Source organism: Sessilibacter corallicola (assembly GCF_021290925.1).
Classification (GTDB): domain Bacteria; phylum Pseudomonadota; class Gammaproteobacteria; order Pseudomonadales; family Cellvibrionaceae; genus Sessilibacter; species Sessilibacter corallicola.
In genome coordinates this window covers 1,683,645-1,700,115 of the sequence record NZ_JAJSLX010000001.1, presented here as the reverse complement: position 1 = coordinate 1,700,115, position 16,471 = coordinate 1,683,645, and the positions used below count along the sequence as shown (strand labels likewise).

Here is a 16,471-nt window from a genome sequence, read left to right as displayed (position 1 = left end):
TCCTTCTTTACTCTTCAACTTCAAATAATGACGTTGAATCGGCGTATTCTCTTGAATAATCGGCTAAATCAATCAATTGAAATACATTAATCCTTGGCTCGATGGCTATATTACCTTCCAAACCATCCAGCTCTATTATCGTAAATTCTAAGATTCTGGCTCGACCAGCTAGTGGATCATAACTTAAAACATTCCAATGCCTTTGACGGAATAAGTTTTCTCGATCTTGCACATTTAATGTAAGACTCGAACCGTCTATTTCGAGGTTTCTTCCAGTGAAAGTTGAAAAACACTCTTCATTGCGACGCTCTAAGCAGTCACTTTCGTCCGGGCTACCCGAAATCCATGAGACTTGATTGTCGCTACCTTGCACAAAACCCCAGCCAAATATAACGTCAACATTTAGCTGGCCTTGAGAGTTGAAATTTCCCGGATTAGAACGAGCGGTGACCCCTGTCTGCCATATTACGCCTGAACCAGATGTTAAATTTGGTAATACGAAATCCTGTCCGAACAGCTCTATATTTTCTGACTCAAGTTTTGTCATATTGTCTGTGGTTATGACTCTATCACCGAAGCTATTTACTCTATCAACTAAAATAAAAGTATCGTCATTGGTTTCAATTAAAGGAGTAATTGTGAATTGTTCATCTAGAGTTTCTATTTCTAATTTGCCTTCTACTATACTCCATGTAAAAGTCTCATCTGATAATAATCCCGGGGTAGAGGTACCATCAGAATTAAATTCAAATAGGTCATGAACAGACCTTTCGATAGTGCCACCGCCAAGAGGAATACCAAAGCTTGAAAGAACTGGAATCGCCCAACTTTGATTTGAAAAGTCTTCGACTTCAAATTGAAGATTGGTACCAGTAAGTAATTGACGATTACCACTCAATGTACCAATACTTGGAGACTCAGAAAATTCTTCCTCAAATCCTATTTCAGCTAAAATAGCTGCTAACTGCACAACAAATGTGTGTTCGATAACGGCGGCAATTCCTAACTCAGTTTGAGACAAGCCATTAATTACAATTTGTTGATCAGTAATTTCCAAATCAATAAACCTATTCTCTAATGTACCGTTGAGTATATTGTTTATTATAAGGTTAGCTATTTCAGGGTCGACTCCGAAATCTTCTCTTAGTCTAAAAGTATCCACATCAGATAACACTTGATCTTCAATAGCTATCGATATTGCGCCATCTGACACTTCCCAACTTATGTCTATTGTATCAATATCCGTATTATTGAACTGATTTAGACTGCCTGTGCCATTGGCATTTAACTGTATGTTAACTGAAAATATCGAGGGATGAGTCCCAGGAATAAACTCACGCCCAATTATTATTGGTTCGCCGATTAGACTATTTGTCACAAATTCATCGTTAATAAATTCTGTAGCGATAACATCAGCCTGAACTTCAGTCATTAAGTCATCAAAACTTTCAATTAAAGAACCATCAACGTTAAATAGGTTATTTAGTAAAAATAATTGGTCTACTGTATCTTCCAATGAATTATCAGGTGAGGTCAAAACTTCTAATAAACTTTGACCGAACGGAATCTCTACGTTCGGCAATCGGCCTAGTGCAGTAATGTCTGCTGCAAGAGCTAATAGATCATCCAATAAAATAGACCGTTCTATATCTTGAATCAATTCCCAATCGGTTGTTGCTACATTACCATTTAAAGTTTGAGTTTGAATTGCTAACGCTGTAGAAACGGGTGAGATATTTAACCTAAGTAAGTTGTTCTCACTGACAACTTTATTTTCATCTGCAGATTCAAGTAAAAAATCTAAACTACCTACTTGGCTAACCAATTCAATATGATCTTGTACTCCAACACCAACTGCCCTGATCTCTAACAATTCGCTACCGGAAAAAGAATTTTCTGGAATTATTAAATTAAATTGAAAGTCACCATCATCACCAATAACGGCATCTCTAATAAGGTTTGATTGATTATCTGGGTTGCCTGTCGATGCAAACCTAGAATTAACCGAGGGCTGAAAGTTCCTAAATGCCGCTCGCCCGATATTGTCTAGAATAGAAACGATAAATTGTGTTTCAGGCAGATCCACACCGGTTACACGGCCTGTAATGGTAAGGTTCTCTGCTTGGATAACTTCTAAAGAAATCTCTGAACTGGCAATATTACTTCCGTCACTCACAAATACAGATACAGAATCAAATACACCAACATCGGCCCGGGTCGGCGTGCCCATCAAAACACCTGTCTCAGAATCAAGACTTAACCATTGAGGGAGATTTGAACCAGAAAAAGTTAGTTCATCATTATCTCTATCAGTCGCCATTAGCTGTATTGTGATTTCTTGATCTTCAAAAACAAATACAGGCTCCGGCGCACTCAATATCGGTGAATTATTCGACACTCTTTCAGAGTCTGTGTTATTCGAACCTCCCCCACAAGCTACCAGTGAGCAGAAAGCAGCCATTATCGTAGCTTTAGACACAATCGACGAAATATTAATCTCACACCCCCTTTAATTATGTATAATTTTCAACCACATCTGAGTGTGGTACAGACCCTAGTCTTGAACTTCAGCAACCACAAACTTATAAACCTAATTACAAGTGTCTATACTCATTTAGAACTCCCACTAAACATTAATTTTAAAGTGTATTAGGTGGATTTGTATGTCATATTCGATATAAATACGTTCATCTTACGTACACTTTTTTAAATCTAGGAAATTCAGAACTGAAAAAATTTGTATCACTCAAGAAACTAAATGACTCGTTTTAACAATTTAAGAGCGTTAATTAGGTAGCAAAATATAAAGCTCTGATAACATTATCAGCAAGAATTAAGATTCATCCTTCTGATAGAATTTCCTATTTTTCCTGCCGATCTAATCCATTATTACTAGCCCAGGTTTGCTGGGCTTTTTGTAGATAGCTTATTGAATTGCAAGTGGTGAGGAAAAAAAGGCGTCGCGCCATTCATTCAAATTTCTCTGCTGCAACACAAGAATTCGTGGCGCTACAGAGAAATTATTGACCGCTTCATTAGTTTGGATGGATAAAATCACAACTGCAGTTTCTGACATTGCATCGTAACTAATAACTTGCCATTCAACCGTTTCGGTAATTTGTTCATTTAATGGCGCATTGGGGTTGATCACGCGATTAAATCGAATTGGATTCGAAAGATTATCTAAACGATTGGTATTTGTTGATGATATAAAACAGCCTTCAATACCCTGTATACACGGACCTAGAATACCGTTGACTTGTCTTAAATCTCGACTTGAATCAAACAAGAAGCCATTAATTTGATCAACATTTAATAGTCCATCATCACGGAAATTATTTGGTCTACGGTCTCCATTAACCTGCAACCAAAATGGCGCTGAGTTCATTGTTCTAGCAGGCAATTCAAGTTCTTCTAAAAACCTATCGATACTGTCAGTGTCAACTGAAGCAAACTCAACAATACTGATATTTTCTATTGCATCCTCCACTTCTTTTATTACAAGTCCTAAATAACGATTTTCAACTTGTATAAAGGGAATAATCTCAAAGTTCTCTCGATTTGAGTTTTCTAGACGGATACGATTGTTTTCAGTGATTTGCCAACCAAGCACCGGACCACCCGCATCTCCTTCACTGGTGGTACCGTCTTCGTTGAATGTGTAGGTATCAACGATGGTTATATTTGCTGAATTTAGATTTTGATCATTAAATTCGGAAATATTTCTTGAAGGAATTACCCATGTATTATTTTGCAAGTCATCGTCAGCAATTAAATTCTGATTGCTAATTTCGCTCGGCAAAAATAAAACACGGCTTTCCCTTATTGTCTGACGTACTGGTGGAAAGTCGTCAGGATTACCACCTGCGGCGGTAACGGCATTGGTAATACTGTGTTCAACTTCTCGATCAACAACGACATGCCAACGGTCTTCGGTAGTAAAAATCACGTCAACTTGCGAGTTGATGTCGGTGGTTTCTATTTCGATGGTTTCCGAGTCTTCCAACCGGTCGATAAAGAACGTCATAGTAGAAGAATCAAAATTTAGGTCTATTAGCTCAATTGGATCGATGAAGGTTCGACTAGATTCTTGTGACGTTAAAAAATTGAGCCTGAAATTACTTTCACCCGCGCGCCAATTGAAGCGTCTCGCCAATGAAATTTGTTCATCAACCCTACGATAAATTTCGCCAGTGTTCTGAACTGAAATTACCAGTGGATCCGAGATTGCATTGGGTAATTCTTCCGATAAAAAAGGGGCAGTCATTACAGACATACCCGGCAGGTTTTCCGCAATGAACGACGCAGTCACATCGCTTTGCTGGCTTACATCTGTGGTGATCTCATCCAATATTCGAAAAAATTCATCTTCGGTCAATCCGCTTTCTTCGATTAAATTCAGTTGTTCGATGGCATTATTAAGTACTCGTGAAGGTTCGTAATTAACCTCTAAAAACACATCGAGCAAACTCCGATCACTTGATCCTAAAATCTCTTGATCAATAGCAAACTGATAGAGTGCGCCTAGGTTTAATACATCTTCGGCCAACAGGCTATTTTCAGTTGCTATTAACTCTGCAGCGGTATTCGGGAGTAGACCATTTTCATCGTGAGAGAGGATAAAACGTGCCGTCGATAGTGCTGATACAGACAGGCGAGGAAATTCTTCCGAGCTCAATTCACGATTATCCCCCGCCATTATAAGTAGTTGATCGATATCCGATAATGTTGACACTAATTCAACAAGGCGATCACTATCATCTCGGTATTCCACCCTAATCAAAACCAGAGTTGATTCTCGAGACTCTATCAAATCTCCAGGTATAGGCATTGAATAAGACGGGACTGATGGCGCATTAAACCGAACTGAGAACTTCGGAAACGGAGAATCTTGTATTGCACTAAAGTCTTCGAGAGAGATATTAACATTCCCGCTAACTTCAGAACCAACGATGTTACCACTGAGTAAAATATTACCGGTGTCCACCACTTCAAAATTAAATAATTCTTGAGTGACTGCAATGCCTGCGGACGCTTGAACCGTTATGGAAAATTCACCAACGGATGCCAAATCAGGTCTACCAAAAACTCGGCGATTTTCTTCGTCATAAAATGCCCAGTCAGGTATATCAAAAACTAGTAATTCCAATAACTCATCGCCGTTAGGTACATCTACGTCAATATCGATAACAAACCCACTTAAAGCCTCTGCTGATTCACTATTGGTGGACACTGTAATGACGGGGAAAATATTGTCGTCGTTTTCATTTCCTCCGCCACCACAACCTGAAATTAACAGCATGAAAATCAAACTAAAACTTACAAAAAAGTAATTGTTTGGGTTTATCACTCTCATCAAAATTATCCCTGTGTATTTTTAATTCAAAGCCATAATCATTAAAATAAATACTCGTTGAATTTGGTGTAATCCTTCAATTAATTCTCTCACTGTTATACTCACCAGTGACCATAAAAAAATCTTTTGACGGTAAAGACCTTCTAACGTATTAAATAAACTAAACTAAAGTTGCTATTTTGGTTTAGACTATCGGCTTCAGAGTACTGACATTGCACAGGTGACACGTGACAGATTTATACGCCGTATTCGGCAACCCAATTGCTCAATCAAAATCTCCTGACATTCACACAGCGTTTGCACAATCGACGGGTGAAAAGTTGGTTTACGAAAAACGATTAGCAGAAGTTGGGGAATTTGTTCCAGCAGCAAAGGCATTTTTTGCCGATGGCGGTCGAGGTTTGAATATTACCGCGCCATTTAAATTGGATGCTTTTTCGATGGCTCAGGAATTATCAGAGAGAGCAGAAAATGCCGGTGCGGTTAATACCTTATTAATAAAGGATGGAAAGTTTTACGGCGACAATACAGACGGTTTTGGATTGGTGTATGACATTACCGAAAACTTAGGTTGGTCGTTAGCCGGCAAAAAACTATTAGTTCTTGGCGCTGGTGGTGCTGTTCGTGGAATTCTGCAACCAATTTTAGAAGCAAACCCAAGCTCCGTTGTTGTTGCCAATCGCACTGCCAGTAAAGCCGATGAGTTAGCCAAGCTTTTCTCCCGTTACGGCAACATTAAAGGCTGCGGATTTACCGATCTGGAGAACTCGCCTTTCGATATGATTATCAATGGTACATCGGCAAGCCTTACTGGTGAATTACCACCGTTGCCAGAAAATATTATTGATAAGAACACTTTTGCTTACGATTTAACCTACGGCGCCAAGCCGACCGTATTTATGAATTGGGCTGCGGAGAATAAAGCGGTGAATATTGCCGATGGCTTAGGCATGTTGGTTTGCCAAGCCGCTGAGTCTTTTTATTTGTGGCGCGGTGTAAGACCAGAAACGCAATCGGTTATTAATAAAATCCGACAATCGCTAACCGCCTAGCACGGATTAGCTTTAGAACGACCAAAAGCAGGCAGGAATCCCAATACCTGCCTGCTTTTCTCGATGGGTTTATTGGCCAGAGCCGTACTCGTCGATAAACTTATTTTTTAGTTTTACGTAATTACTCGCCGAATATTTAAAGAAGTCTCTCTCTTTGTCTTTTAACGGCCGAATTTGTTTGGCCGGTGCGCCCATGTACATGTAACCGCTTTCAAGGCGTTTTCCGGGCGGCACTAATGTGCCCGCGCCAATCACCACTTGGTCTTCGACGATGGCGCCGTCGAGAATCGTTGACCCGATACCAATCAAAACTTCATTGCCAATAGTACAGCCATGCAATGTCGCTCCGTGACCAATGGTGACATCTTCACCAATAATCAGCGGCCAGCCATCTTCGTTGAACGGCCCGGCGTGAGTGATGTGTAAGGTGCTGTTATCTTGCACGCTGGTGCGCGCGCCGATGCGAATTCGGTGCATATCACCACGAATCACGGCACACGGCCAAACCGAAACGTCCTCTCCCAACTCAACATCGCCGAGAACCACGGCAGCTTCGTCAACGTAGGTACTCTTCCCTATCTTTGGTGTAAACCCTGCAAATTCACGGATTGATCTTGCCACTTGCACCCCCATATTGTTATTCAAATAAGTTTTGTACCAAGGATACCGTGCGTCTGTTTTGGCGTCGAATACCTTACACATTGAAGTCATTTTTCGTTCTGAGGAGTTCCAATGAGCAACACAGAGACCCCAAGCACTGCCGACAATCCTTTATTGGCCAATCCGCTGCTGCCGCCTTTCGAATCCATCAAGCCAGAACATGTTGTTGGTGCTATCGATCAATTGATCACACGCAATAAAGAAGCACTGGAAACGTTGCTTGCCGCAAACGAAGCACCCACCTGGGATAACTTGTTTGCCAAACTGGAAGCCAATGAAGACGAACTCGGCAAAGCCTGGTCTCCTGTGAGCCATTTGAACGGCGTACTCAACAGCCAAGAACTGCGCGAAGCCTACAATCAGGCGCTCATGAAATTGACCCAATACGGGACTGAGCTTGGCCAACACCAAGGGTTATACCAAGCTTATCAACAGCTTGTTGAGAGCGAATCATTCCAGTCATTGTCCCAGGCGCACCAGAAAGCGGTGCAAAATAGTCTACGCGATTTCACTTTGTCCGGCATTGGCCTGCCGAAAGAGCAACAAGCTCAGTTCGCCAAAAACAGTCAACGTTTGTCGGAGTTATCCAGCCAGTTTTCCAACAATGTGCTTGATGCCACCCACGCTTGGCACAAACACTTTACCGACGAATCCGCTCTAGCGGGATTGCCGGATTCCGCTCTCGCATTGGCGAAACAAGCGGCACAAAACAAGCAACTCGAAGGATTTGTGGTGACCCTGGATATACCGTCCTATCTGGCGGTAATGACTTATGCACAGGATCGCAGTTTGCGCGAAGAGATGTATCGAGCGTATTGCACACGCGCATCCGAATTTGGCACCAAGGCCGATGGCTCCAGTGCTGATGAATGGGATAACAGCGATCTCATTCTAGAGACACTCAAACTTCGTCAACAACAGGCCGAGCTGTTGGGCTTTGCCAACTACGCGGAATTATCACTGGCGAAAAAGATGGCCAAGACTCCTGCGCAGGTGGAAGAGTTTCTGTTGGATTTGGCCGATCGCAGTCGCGCTATGGCCGAGCAAGAACTCAGCGAATTAAAAGCATTTGCCGCCCAAGATGGAATCACCGATTACCAACCTTGGGACGCCAGTTTTTATTCGGAACAACTCAAGCAAGAACAGCATTCCATTTCCCAAGAATCTTTGCGCCCCTACTTTCCAGCCGATAAAGTCGTCAACGGTCTATTTACTGTCGCTAATAAGCTTTTTGGCTTAGATATCGCCGAAGATAGCGACATTACCACTTGGCACAACGACGCGAAATACTACACGGTCTCCCGCGAAGGTCAGCAAATCGCAGGCTTTTATCTCGACCTTTACGCCCGCGAACACAAACGCGGCGGCGCCTGGATGGACGAATGCCGCGTTCGTCGACGCACCCAATCGGGCATGCAGTTACCCGTGGCGTATCTGACGTGCAACTTCAACCCACCGAGCGCCGAACTGCCGTCGTTGTTAACTCACGACGAAGTAACCACCCTTTTCCACGAATTTGGCCACGGTTTGCATCATATGCTCACCGAAATCGACGTTGCTGCGGTCAGTGGAATCAACGGCGTCGAGTGGGATGCCGTAGAGCTGCCAAGCCAATTTTTGGAAAACTGGTGTTGGCACCCCGATGTGATCGCTCTGTTGTCTGGCCATTTTGAAACCAACGAACCGCTCCCCAAAGATTTGCTCGATAAAATGCTGGCGGCAAAGAACTTTCAATCGGGCATGCAGATGTTGCGACAAATCGAATTCGCCCTGTTTGATCTGCGCTTACACTGGCAGTACCCCACGCTCGATCCTGTCAGTGTTTCGGGTGTATTGAACGCAGTGCGCGAGCGCGTTGCGGTAATCACACCACCGGATTTCAATCGTTTCGAGAACGGCTTCAGCCACATCTTTGCCGGTGGCTACGCAGCCGGATACTACAGCTACAAGTGGGCCGAGGTACTGTCATCGGACGCGTTCAGCGTATTTGAAGAAAACGGAATCTTCGATGCCGACAGCGGCAAGCGCTTCTTGACCGAGATCCTCCAAAAAGGTGGCAGTAAAGACGCCAACGAGTTGTTTGTCGCCTTTCGAGGACGCGATCCCAATACCGATGCCTTGCTGCGCCACAGCGGAATCCGCGTATAATCGAAAACTAAAGTCATCAGCCGTTGTTAGCAGTATGAAGTATTTTTATGCCTTGTTATGCATTCTTGGCACCATAGCACCCTACGGTGCTTTTTTACCCTGGTTATCGGAGCACGGGCTCGACATCACCCTGCTGCTCAATACCGCAGCGGGGTCGTCCGTCAGCTTGTTTGCCTGGCTCGATGTGATTATTTCGGCTGTGGTGCTGGTGGTGTTTATTGGCGCCGAAGGGTTACGACTGCGAATGACGTATTTGTGGTTGCCGATTTTGGCAACCGTCGTCGTTGGTGTGTCACTGGGACTGCCACTATTTCTGCTGTTACGCGAACTGCATTTATCTAAATACTCCGACAGTGCGTATGACTGATTAAGCGCTCTGAAATTTTCCGAGCCAAGAAAACGTTAGAATTGCTTTTAACGAGCTTTCAACAAGTTTTCAACAACAGCAATTTAACAATTAACGCGGGAACAACTGTTGTGGACCAACCAATCAAAAAACAATTTATCGCCGGTGCGGTATGCCCTAAATGCGGTGAAATGGACCGTATTGTGATGTACAAAAAAGACAGCAAAGATTTTCGCGAGTGCGTCAGCTGTGATTTTTCCGATGAGTTACACATTCAAGCTCAGGTTCGAGAATTGGATACCCGAGTGAACGTCACTGAGGCCGTAAAACAGGCGGAAACCCAAGTGCTGACCTTGGAACCTTTGAATACCGAGAAAAAATAACGGCTTTTTATTCGTACATAAATTTAATGTGAATAAAAAGTTCTTCACCCAGTTTGGGCCACATCTCAATCGCGGTTACTAACTGCTCCACAGGAACGGGCTGCAATTTTGATAATGCCCGTTTTTCCGCTTCGTAGTTCACTTCCATTGCGTATAAAACAGCCGTATCTAATTCATTCGCGTATTGATCGCCCAGCAAATCATGCATGATTAAGTTGGCTTGAAATGTATCGACCGGAAGCAGTGGCCGACCCACTGCGTGATTGAAACGATCATTGAGTTCTTCAAAAACGCGATGGGCGAGATAGGCTTCATCAATGAGCCTCACAATGCCTTTACCGTTTGACGGACACTGTTTTTCAGACAGGATAAAATCCGCCGCAATCGTTAAAAACATCAGTGAATAATCAGTAATATTAATTCTTTTACTGATGTCGTAAAACGCTTCTAAACATTCGGGAATAAGAGCTACATAACGAACCACAAATTGTTTTAATGCCTGGTTGGTTTTCTCTTCAGGAATATGAATTAATCGATGTAAGTTCGCTCGATTATCTGCAACCCATTGTTCCAACAAGAGATCAGAATCAGTACATGATGACTCTCTGTCTATCACAGAGCGAATCAGTGCTATTTTTTCCTCAAACATAACTGTTGCGTCGCCGTATATCTGTCCGGAAATGGAATGAGTACCTCTCCCTTTTCTGATTGTAAAAAATATCACCAGAAATTAAATGCTAATATTAACCAGTTCTCTTTTAATACGTTATTGAGATATTGGATTAAAAAAGAGAATACGAAACACCTTTTTAGATTACCCCAAGGTTTATACGTTTTTTAGAGTTTAGGAAAACAAGAAGAGAAACGCCACGGAAGAAATTAAACAGCAAAAAAGCCAACCACAAGCCGTGATTGCCCATCGATTGCGTTAAGTACCAAACAGGAAAAAAGACACCGAGCGTGCAAAAAATCATGCTGATACGCATAAACTTCACTTCCCCCCATCCAATAAAAATACCATCTAAGTGGTAGCCGAGAAACGACACTAAGGCAAACCCAATTAACCAAAAATAATATTGCTCGGCCACTGCCATCACTGATGGAATATCAGTAAAGAGTTGTATAATTGACGACTGGCCAATCAACAAAACAATACTTAACGCAATAGCCGTAATAAGCGCCCAAATTCCCGATTTAACACAAGCACTTTGAAAGGCTCTGTCGTCTTTTGCCCCAGTCGCTTTACCAACCAGCGCTTCTGCTGCGTGCGCAAAACCGTCTAAACCGTAAGAAATGACAGCTACAATTTGCAACAAGATGGCGTTGGCCGACAAAATGTCTTGTCCTAAACGTGCGCTTTGGGAATTAAAAAATAATAGTACACCCAGCAAAAAACTGGTTCGGATAAACAAATCAGAATTTATTTGAAATAATTTTCTGAACGCACTTTTGTTGAACACAGAAGCAAACGGGACTTTTAATTCAATGCCATCGTTCAACAAGAATCGATAAATTAATACTAAGCCAAGCAGACAGCCTAAAACATCGGCCAACACACTCGCCCAGGCGGCGCCTTCACTCTTTAAATCCCAACCGACGATAAACGCATAGTCAAAAATGATATTGAGGACATTGATCACAACCAGCAATAGCAAAGGGATCTTGGTATTTTGACGACCGATAAACCAGCCAACAATGACATAGTTAGCGAGCGTGAACGGTGCCGCCAGCATCCTAATTTGTGCGTATTCCAACGCCAGCGGGAAGACCTCAGGGTTTGGGTTAATTAATTTAATTAACACCGGAAACAACAACCACTGAACCCCGAGCAACGCCACCCCCAAAACCAGCGCCAGCGTTCCACTCTGCCAAAGGCAGGCAATGATCTGGTTGAAGTCTTTCGCTCCATAGGCTCTCGCGACAATTCCCGAGGTGCCCATTTTTAAAAAACCGAAGCTCCACAGCAAAAACGTCAACAAGCCAGAACCGGTGGCAACTGCTGCCAGGTAAATGCTGTTATCAAGGTGCCCCAAAATGGCGGTATCAACAATACCCAACAGAGGAACTGTTAAATTGCTGATGATCATCGGCCAGGCCAGATGAAATATCTGCGAATGGCTGACCTCAGATTTGCTTTTTTGCCGCATGAGCTATACTCAAATTCTCAAATGTGCGACATAAATATCGCCAGTTAATTGAGCGCGCATGATAACGAGTTACGGTCGCTATATGAAGCTTGGCAGTGAAAACAATTTTTTAAATTAAAAACGGATATAAAACCGACAATTTATTCACAGTCACGAAAGCTTATTCGCATTAACGTGTGTCAGTACCAATACCAAAGTAATGGTTTAATGTATTAAAGGTTATTTTCAAAAGCATCCAATGAACGACTGGTCATTGCAAAAGCGCATTTATTATTGCCCTAATGTGATGATTCATTCATAAATTTTTGGAAAGAAACTAACGATAAATTTGAACCCTGAGATTTGGTTGAAATTTTTAGTGGACCAAGCTATAAAGCGTAGAAGAATAATTATTAATTATTCTTAAATTTAATAATATTGAATTTTTATCGATTATAATAATAATTCCACACTCCAGACATTGGAAAATCTAATTTAGATTAACTATTCTTATTTTGTAGATTAATAAAACTAACGCTCTTAATGCTAAATTTGATCTAACCTTAATAAGAATCTTAAATGCATTTAACGAAACTCTGACCAATTTCAAAATGAATCAGAGATTCCTTAACTAAATCTTTCGTTTAGAAAGTAATTAATAAGCTTTTCTGTAGATTGCGTTTCATTTGTATTAAATGTTACTGCCAACTTTTGCTGTTAATTATTTATTGATTCGTATTTTAGTCGTGAGTCGCTACCAACACCGAGCGCAACCCAGCGCTTTATACTGAGACTCAACGACCCGATTACCGTGATAGCTCGTTAGTTTTTCGAAAAATACGAATCACTTTGGCAGATCATCCCAGTTGTAAAACGATAAAAACGATTCAACGGAGATCTGAGCTATGGGGCTCACCCAATTGACGCGGTGCTACTGGCTTGTGCCAGTGTCTTTCCTTTTTAGTAATACAGCCGTCGCTGAAGAAACTGTTCCTCGCTGGCAAACCAACATGACCGAAGGCGTAACAGCCGTCAGCCGAGATATCTATGGCTTACACATGGATATTTTCTGGTGGTGTGTGGGTATTGGTGTCGTGGTTTTCGGCGTGATGTTTTATTCCATGATTGTTCACCGCAAAGAAAACGGTGCAAAGTCTGCGAACTTTCACGAAAGCACCGCCTTAGAAATCCTGTGGACCATCATTCCCTTTGTAATTTTGGTGATTATGGCAGTGCCTGCCACCAGCAGCCTCATCAAAATTTACGACACCCGCGAAGCCGATGTCGATGTTGTCATTACCGGCTATCAGTGGAAATGGAAATACGAATACCTCGGTGAAGAAGTTAGCTTTTTCTCCAATCTCTCCACGTCTCAAGATGAGATATACAACCGCATCGATAAAAACCCGAATTATCTTTTAGAAGTGGATAATCCACTGGTTATTCCAACCGATACTAAGGTACGTTTCTTAATTACTGCCAATGATGTTATTCACGCTTGGTGGGTTCCGGCCTTTGCGGTAAAAAAAGACGCCATTCCCGGCTTTATCAATGAAGCGTGGACCTACGTAGAAGAGCCCGGTATTTATCGCGGCCAATGCGCAGAATTGTGCGGAAAAGACCACGGCTTTATGCCCATTGTGGTGGAAGCAAAATCTCCCGAAGATTACGCGTTGTGGATCGGCGAACAAAAAACCGCTGCTGCTAAAGTTCGGGAACTGACCAATAAAACCTTTAGCTTCTCTGAATTAATGGAGCGCGGCGAGCAAGTTTATCAAAGCAGTTGTGCTGCTTGTCACCAAGCCGACGGTCAAGGGGTTCCCGGAGTTTTTCCTGCCATTGCCAAAAGTGCGATCGCCACTGGCGATATTTCAGAGCATTTATCGATGGTGGTGTTTGGCAGTCGAGAAAACCCTGCCATGCAAGCGTTTGGTGAACAGCTGCCCGAGTCGGATCTTGCGGCTGTAATTACGTATCAGAGAAATGCGTTTGGCAATAATATGGGCGATACGATTCAACCGATCGATATTCTCACTTATAAAACGCAGTCGGAATAACCGCTTTTAAATAAACGCATTGCAATTCAACAGCAAGCGTTCACTAAAAAAATCGGCACAAATGATGACGCCTTAACAGGTTAAATTTCATTTACCGTATCAGTATTTAACGTTTAAAAAATATAATACTTCGTTAAACATCGGAGATAGCTCCATGGCACACGGCCCGGCACAAGGTGTAACTCGATGGTTTTTTACAACCAACCATAAAGACATTGGTACCATGTATTTATGGTTTAGCTTTAGCATGTTTTTTATCGGCGGCTTTTTTGCGTTAGTGATTCGCGCAGAATTGTTTGAGCCCGGACTGCAAATTATCGAGCCTGAATTTTTTAACCAAATGACTACCCTGCACGGGTTAATTATGGTGTTCGGCGCGGTTATGCCCGCGTTTGTGGGCTTAGCCAACTGGATGATTCCGATCATGATTGGCGCACCAGATATGGCACTGCCCAGAATGAATAATTGGTCGTTTTGGATTTTGCCCTTTGCCTTCGCTATTTTGTTATCGACCTTATTTATGGAAGGCGGCGCCCCCAATTTTGGTTGGACTTTTTACGCTCCGCTGTCTACCACCTACGCGCCTCCCAGTGTGACCTTCTTTATTGTTGCGGTTCATATCATGGGCGCCAGCTCGATTATGGGGGCGATTAATATTATTGCCACCATTCTGAATATGCGCGCCCCTGGTATGACACTCATGAAAATGCCATTGTTTGTTTGGACCTGGTTAATTACCGCGTATTTGCTGATTGCAGTGATGCCCGTTCTTGCAGGCGTAGTTACCATGATGTTGATGGACATTCACTTCGGCACCAGTTTCTTTGATGCCGCAGGCGGTGGCGATCCGGTGTTGTTCCAGCATGTCTTCTGGTTCTTTGGTCACCCCGAAGTGTACATCATGATTCTGCCCGCCTTCGGGATTGTCAGCGCGATTATTCCTACCTTCGCTCGCAAACCTCTGTTTGGCTACGCTTCTATGGTGTACGCCACGGCGTCGATCGCGTTCTTAAGCTTTATTGTTTGGGCGCATCACATGTTTACCGTCGGCATTCCTTTAGCTGGCGAGCTATTCTTTATGTACGCCACCATGCTCATTGCCGTACCTACGGGAGTGAAAGTGTTTAATTGGGTCACGACGATGTTTCGCGGCTCTCTCACGTTTGAAACCCCCATGTTATTCTCTGTCGCATTCGTAATTCTATTTACCATCGGCGGCTTCTCTGGATTAATGCTGGCCATTGCCCCGGCCGATTTCCAATACCACGACACCTATTTTGTGGTGGCTCACTTCCACTATGTGCTGGTGCCCGGCGCGATTTTCTCCATTACGGCTGCAGTTTATTATTGGCTGCCAAAGTGGTGCGGCAACATGTACAACGAGCTGATGGGCAAAACCCATTTTTGGATGGCGTTTATCGGATTAAACCTTACCTTTTTCCCAATGCATTTTGTCGGCTTAGCGGGTATGCCGCGCAGAATTCCAGACTACGCCTTGCAGTTTGCCGACTTTAATATGATCTCCAGTTGCGGGGCGTTCTTGTTTGGCGGTGCGCAATTGCTGTTTCTATTTAATGTCGTGCGAACCATTCGCAGCTCGAAAAAAGCAACCGACGAAGTATGGGAAAAACCAACCGGCCTGGAATGGGAATTACCCACACCCGCGCCCTACCACACCTTTTCAACTCCTCCTGTGATTCGATAAGGGCGGATTAAACGTTTAAGGCTTTGATGTGAATACGAGTGAAAATAAAAACAAAGGCGCTCAGTACCACGGCAAACTCATCGCCAAGTTGTTATTTTTTGGCGTTGGAATGTTTGCCTTCGCGATGTTTTTGATGCCACCGCTGTACGATGTTTTTTGCGAAATTACCGGTCTTAATGGCAAGACCGGTGGTCGCTACACCGCGTCTTTGTCGGACATGACGGTTGAAAACCACAACCGCGATCGTTCAATCAAAGTCCAGTTTATTGCCAATAATAACGAAACCATGCCCTGGGAATTTCGTCCCAACGAAAGCTCCGTGACCGTCGAGCCAACTCAGGTCAAACAAGTCAGCTATTTCGCGCTCAATCCCACTCAAATCGATATGGTGGGTCAGGCAGTACCCAGTGTTGTACCCTTCGAAGCGGCGCAGTATTTTCACAAAACCGAATGTTTTTGTTTTCAGAATCAACCGCTTTCGGCGGGGGAACAAGCCGATCTGGTGTTGCAATTTATCATCGATCCCGACATTCCCGACCACATTCACACCATCACGCTGGCGTACACCATTTTTGATATTACCCAATATTCAATGAACGAAACTTCGGGCAGCGGTATTGCTCGCGCCACACATTAAC

The 16,471-nt window shown here is 43.1% G+C and carries 12 protein-coding genes; 7 read left to right on the top strand and 5 right to left on the bottom strand.

Going from position 1 to position 16,471, the window contains the following annotated elements; genetic code table 11:
• Nucleotides 1-7: 7 nt before the first annotated feature.
• Both LU361_RS07140 and LU361_RS07135 read right to left on the bottom strand, forming a co-directional pair.
• Entirely contained in the window at nt 8-2,461 is a 2,454-nt protein-coding gene (locus LU361_RS07140; protein WP_233088132.1) for a putative Ig domain-containing protein, read from the bottom strand.
• A 465-nt stretch (nt 2,462-2,926) separates the two neighbouring features.
• Nucleotides 2,927-5,302 (bottom strand): hypothetical protein, encoded by a 2,376-nt coding sequence (locus LU361_RS07135; protein WP_233088131.1) that lies wholly within the window; start codon nt 5,300-5,302, stop codon nt 2,927-2,929.
• Nucleotides 5,303-5,583: 281 nt separating this feature from the next.
• Here LU361_RS07135 and aroE point away from each other — a divergent pair, with 281 nt between their 5' ends.
• Complete coding sequence (gene aroE / locus LU361_RS07130) at nt 5,584-6,408, top strand: shikimate dehydrogenase (protein WP_233088130.1); 825 nt, start codon at nt 5,584-5,586, stop codon at nt 6,406-6,408.
• Between the two features lie 69 nt (nt 6,409-6,477).
• Here the strand turns inward: aroE and LU361_RS07125 are convergent, their stop codons facing one another.
• The gene (locus LU361_RS07125; RefSeq protein WP_233088209.1) at nt 6,478-7,041 is read right to left on the bottom strand and encodes a gamma carbonic anhydrase family protein; all 564 of its coding nucleotides are present in this window, start codon (nt 7,039-7,041) and stop codon (nt 6,478-6,480) included.
• Nucleotides 7,042-7,140: 99 nt separating this feature from the next.
• Here LU361_RS07125 and prlC point away from each other — a divergent pair, with 99 nt between their 5' ends.
• The 3 genes from prlC to LU361_RS07110 all read left to right on the top strand — a co-directional run bounded on the left by prlC (nt 7,141) and on the right by LU361_RS07110 (nt 9,945).
• Complete coding sequence (prlC, locus tag LU361_RS07120; RefSeq protein ID WP_233088129.1) at nt 7,141-9,216, top strand: oligopeptidase A; 2,076 nt, start codon at nt 7,141-7,143, stop codon at nt 9,214-9,216.
• Nucleotides 9,217-9,250: 34 nt separating this feature from the next.
• Nucleotides 9,251-9,583 carry a DUF2834 domain-containing protein gene (locus LU361_RS07115; RefSeq protein ID WP_233088128.1) on the top strand — a complete coding sequence of 111 codons (333 nt, stop codon included), beginning with the start codon at nt 9,251-9,253 and terminating at the stop codon, nt 9,581-9,583.
• 122 nt (nt 9,584-9,705) lie between these two features.
• Nucleotides 9,706-9,945 (top strand): YheV family putative zinc ribbon protein, encoded by a 240-nt coding sequence (locus LU361_RS07110; RefSeq protein ID WP_233088208.1) that lies wholly within the window; start codon nt 9,706-9,708, stop codon nt 9,943-9,945.
• Nucleotides 9,946-9,952: 7 nt separating this feature from the next.
• Here LU361_RS07110 and LU361_RS07105 read toward each other — a convergent pair whose 3' ends face one another.
• Nucleotides 9,953-10,594, bottom strand: a complete 642-nt coding sequence (locus tag LU361_RS07105) for a hypothetical protein (RefSeq protein WP_233088127.1) — start codon at nt 10,592-10,594, stop codon at nt 9,953-9,955.
• A gap of 160 nt (nt 10,595-10,754) precedes the next feature.
• Entirely contained in the window at nt 10,755-12,092 is a 1,338-nt protein-coding gene (locus LU361_RS07100; protein ID WP_233088126.1) for an MATE family efflux transporter, read from the bottom strand.
• Between the two features lie 884 nt (nt 12,093-12,976).
• Here LU361_RS07100 and coxB point away from each other — a divergent pair.
• The 3 genes from coxB (at nt 12,977) to LU361_RS07085 (ending at nt 16,470) form a co-directional block, all read left to right on the top strand.
• Nucleotides 12,977-14,128 carry a cytochrome c oxidase subunit II gene (coxB, locus tag LU361_RS07095; protein ID WP_286206432.1) on the top strand — a complete coding sequence of 384 codons (1,152 nt, stop codon included), beginning with the start codon at nt 12,977-12,979 and terminating at the stop codon, nt 14,126-14,128.
• 154 nt (nt 14,129-14,282) lie between these two features.
• Nucleotides 14,283-15,833, top strand: coding sequence for a cytochrome c oxidase subunit I (gene ctaD / locus LU361_RS07090; RefSeq protein ID WP_233088125.1), 1,551 nt, complete (start codon nt 14,283-14,285; stop codon nt 15,831-15,833).
• 28 nt (nt 15,834-15,861) lie between these two features.
• A complete protein-coding gene (locus LU361_RS07085; protein ID WP_233088124.1) occupies nt 15,862-16,470 on the top strand; it encodes a cytochrome c oxidase assembly protein in 609 nt (202 codons plus the stop codon).
• Nucleotide 16,471 lies beyond the last annotated feature (1 nt).

What these genes read in the sequence shown, in the direction of transcription:
- LU361_RS07140 (WP_233088132.1), bottom strand. Translation starts at nt 2,461, where the DNA reads ATGGCTGCTTTCTGCTCACTGGTAGCTTGTGGGGGAGGTTCGAATAAC.
- LU361_RS07135 (WP_233088131.1), bottom strand. Translation starts at nt 5,302, where the DNA reads ATGCTGTTAATTTCAGGTTGTGGTGGCGGAGGAAATGAAAACGACGAC.
- LU361_RS07125 (WP_233088209.1), bottom strand. Translation starts at nt 7,041, where the DNA reads ATGGGGGTGCAAGTGGCAAGATCAATCCGTGAATTTGCAGGGTTTACA.
- prlC (WP_233088129.1), top strand. Translation starts at nt 7,141, where the DNA reads ATGAGCAACACAGAGACCCCAAGCACTGCCGACAATCCTTTATTGGCC.
- LU361_RS07115 (WP_233088128.1), top strand. Translation starts at nt 9,251, where the DNA reads ATGAAGTATTTTTATGCCTTGTTATGCATTCTTGGCACCATAGCACCC.
- LU361_RS07105 (WP_233088127.1), bottom strand. Translation starts at nt 10,594, where the DNA reads ATGTTTGAGGAAAAAATAGCACTGATTCGCTCTGTGATAGACAGAGAG.
- LU361_RS07100 (WP_233088126.1), bottom strand. Translation starts at nt 12,092, where the DNA reads ATGCGGCAAAAAAGCAAATCTGAGGTCAGCCATTCGCAGATATTTCAT.
- coxB (WP_286206432.1), top strand. Translation starts at nt 12,977, where the DNA reads ATGGGGCTCACCCAATTGACGCGGTGCTACTGGCTTGTGCCAGTGTCT.
- ctaD (WP_233088125.1), top strand. Translation starts at nt 14,283, where the DNA reads ATGGCACACGGCCCGGCACAAGGTGTAACTCGATGGTTTTTTACAACC.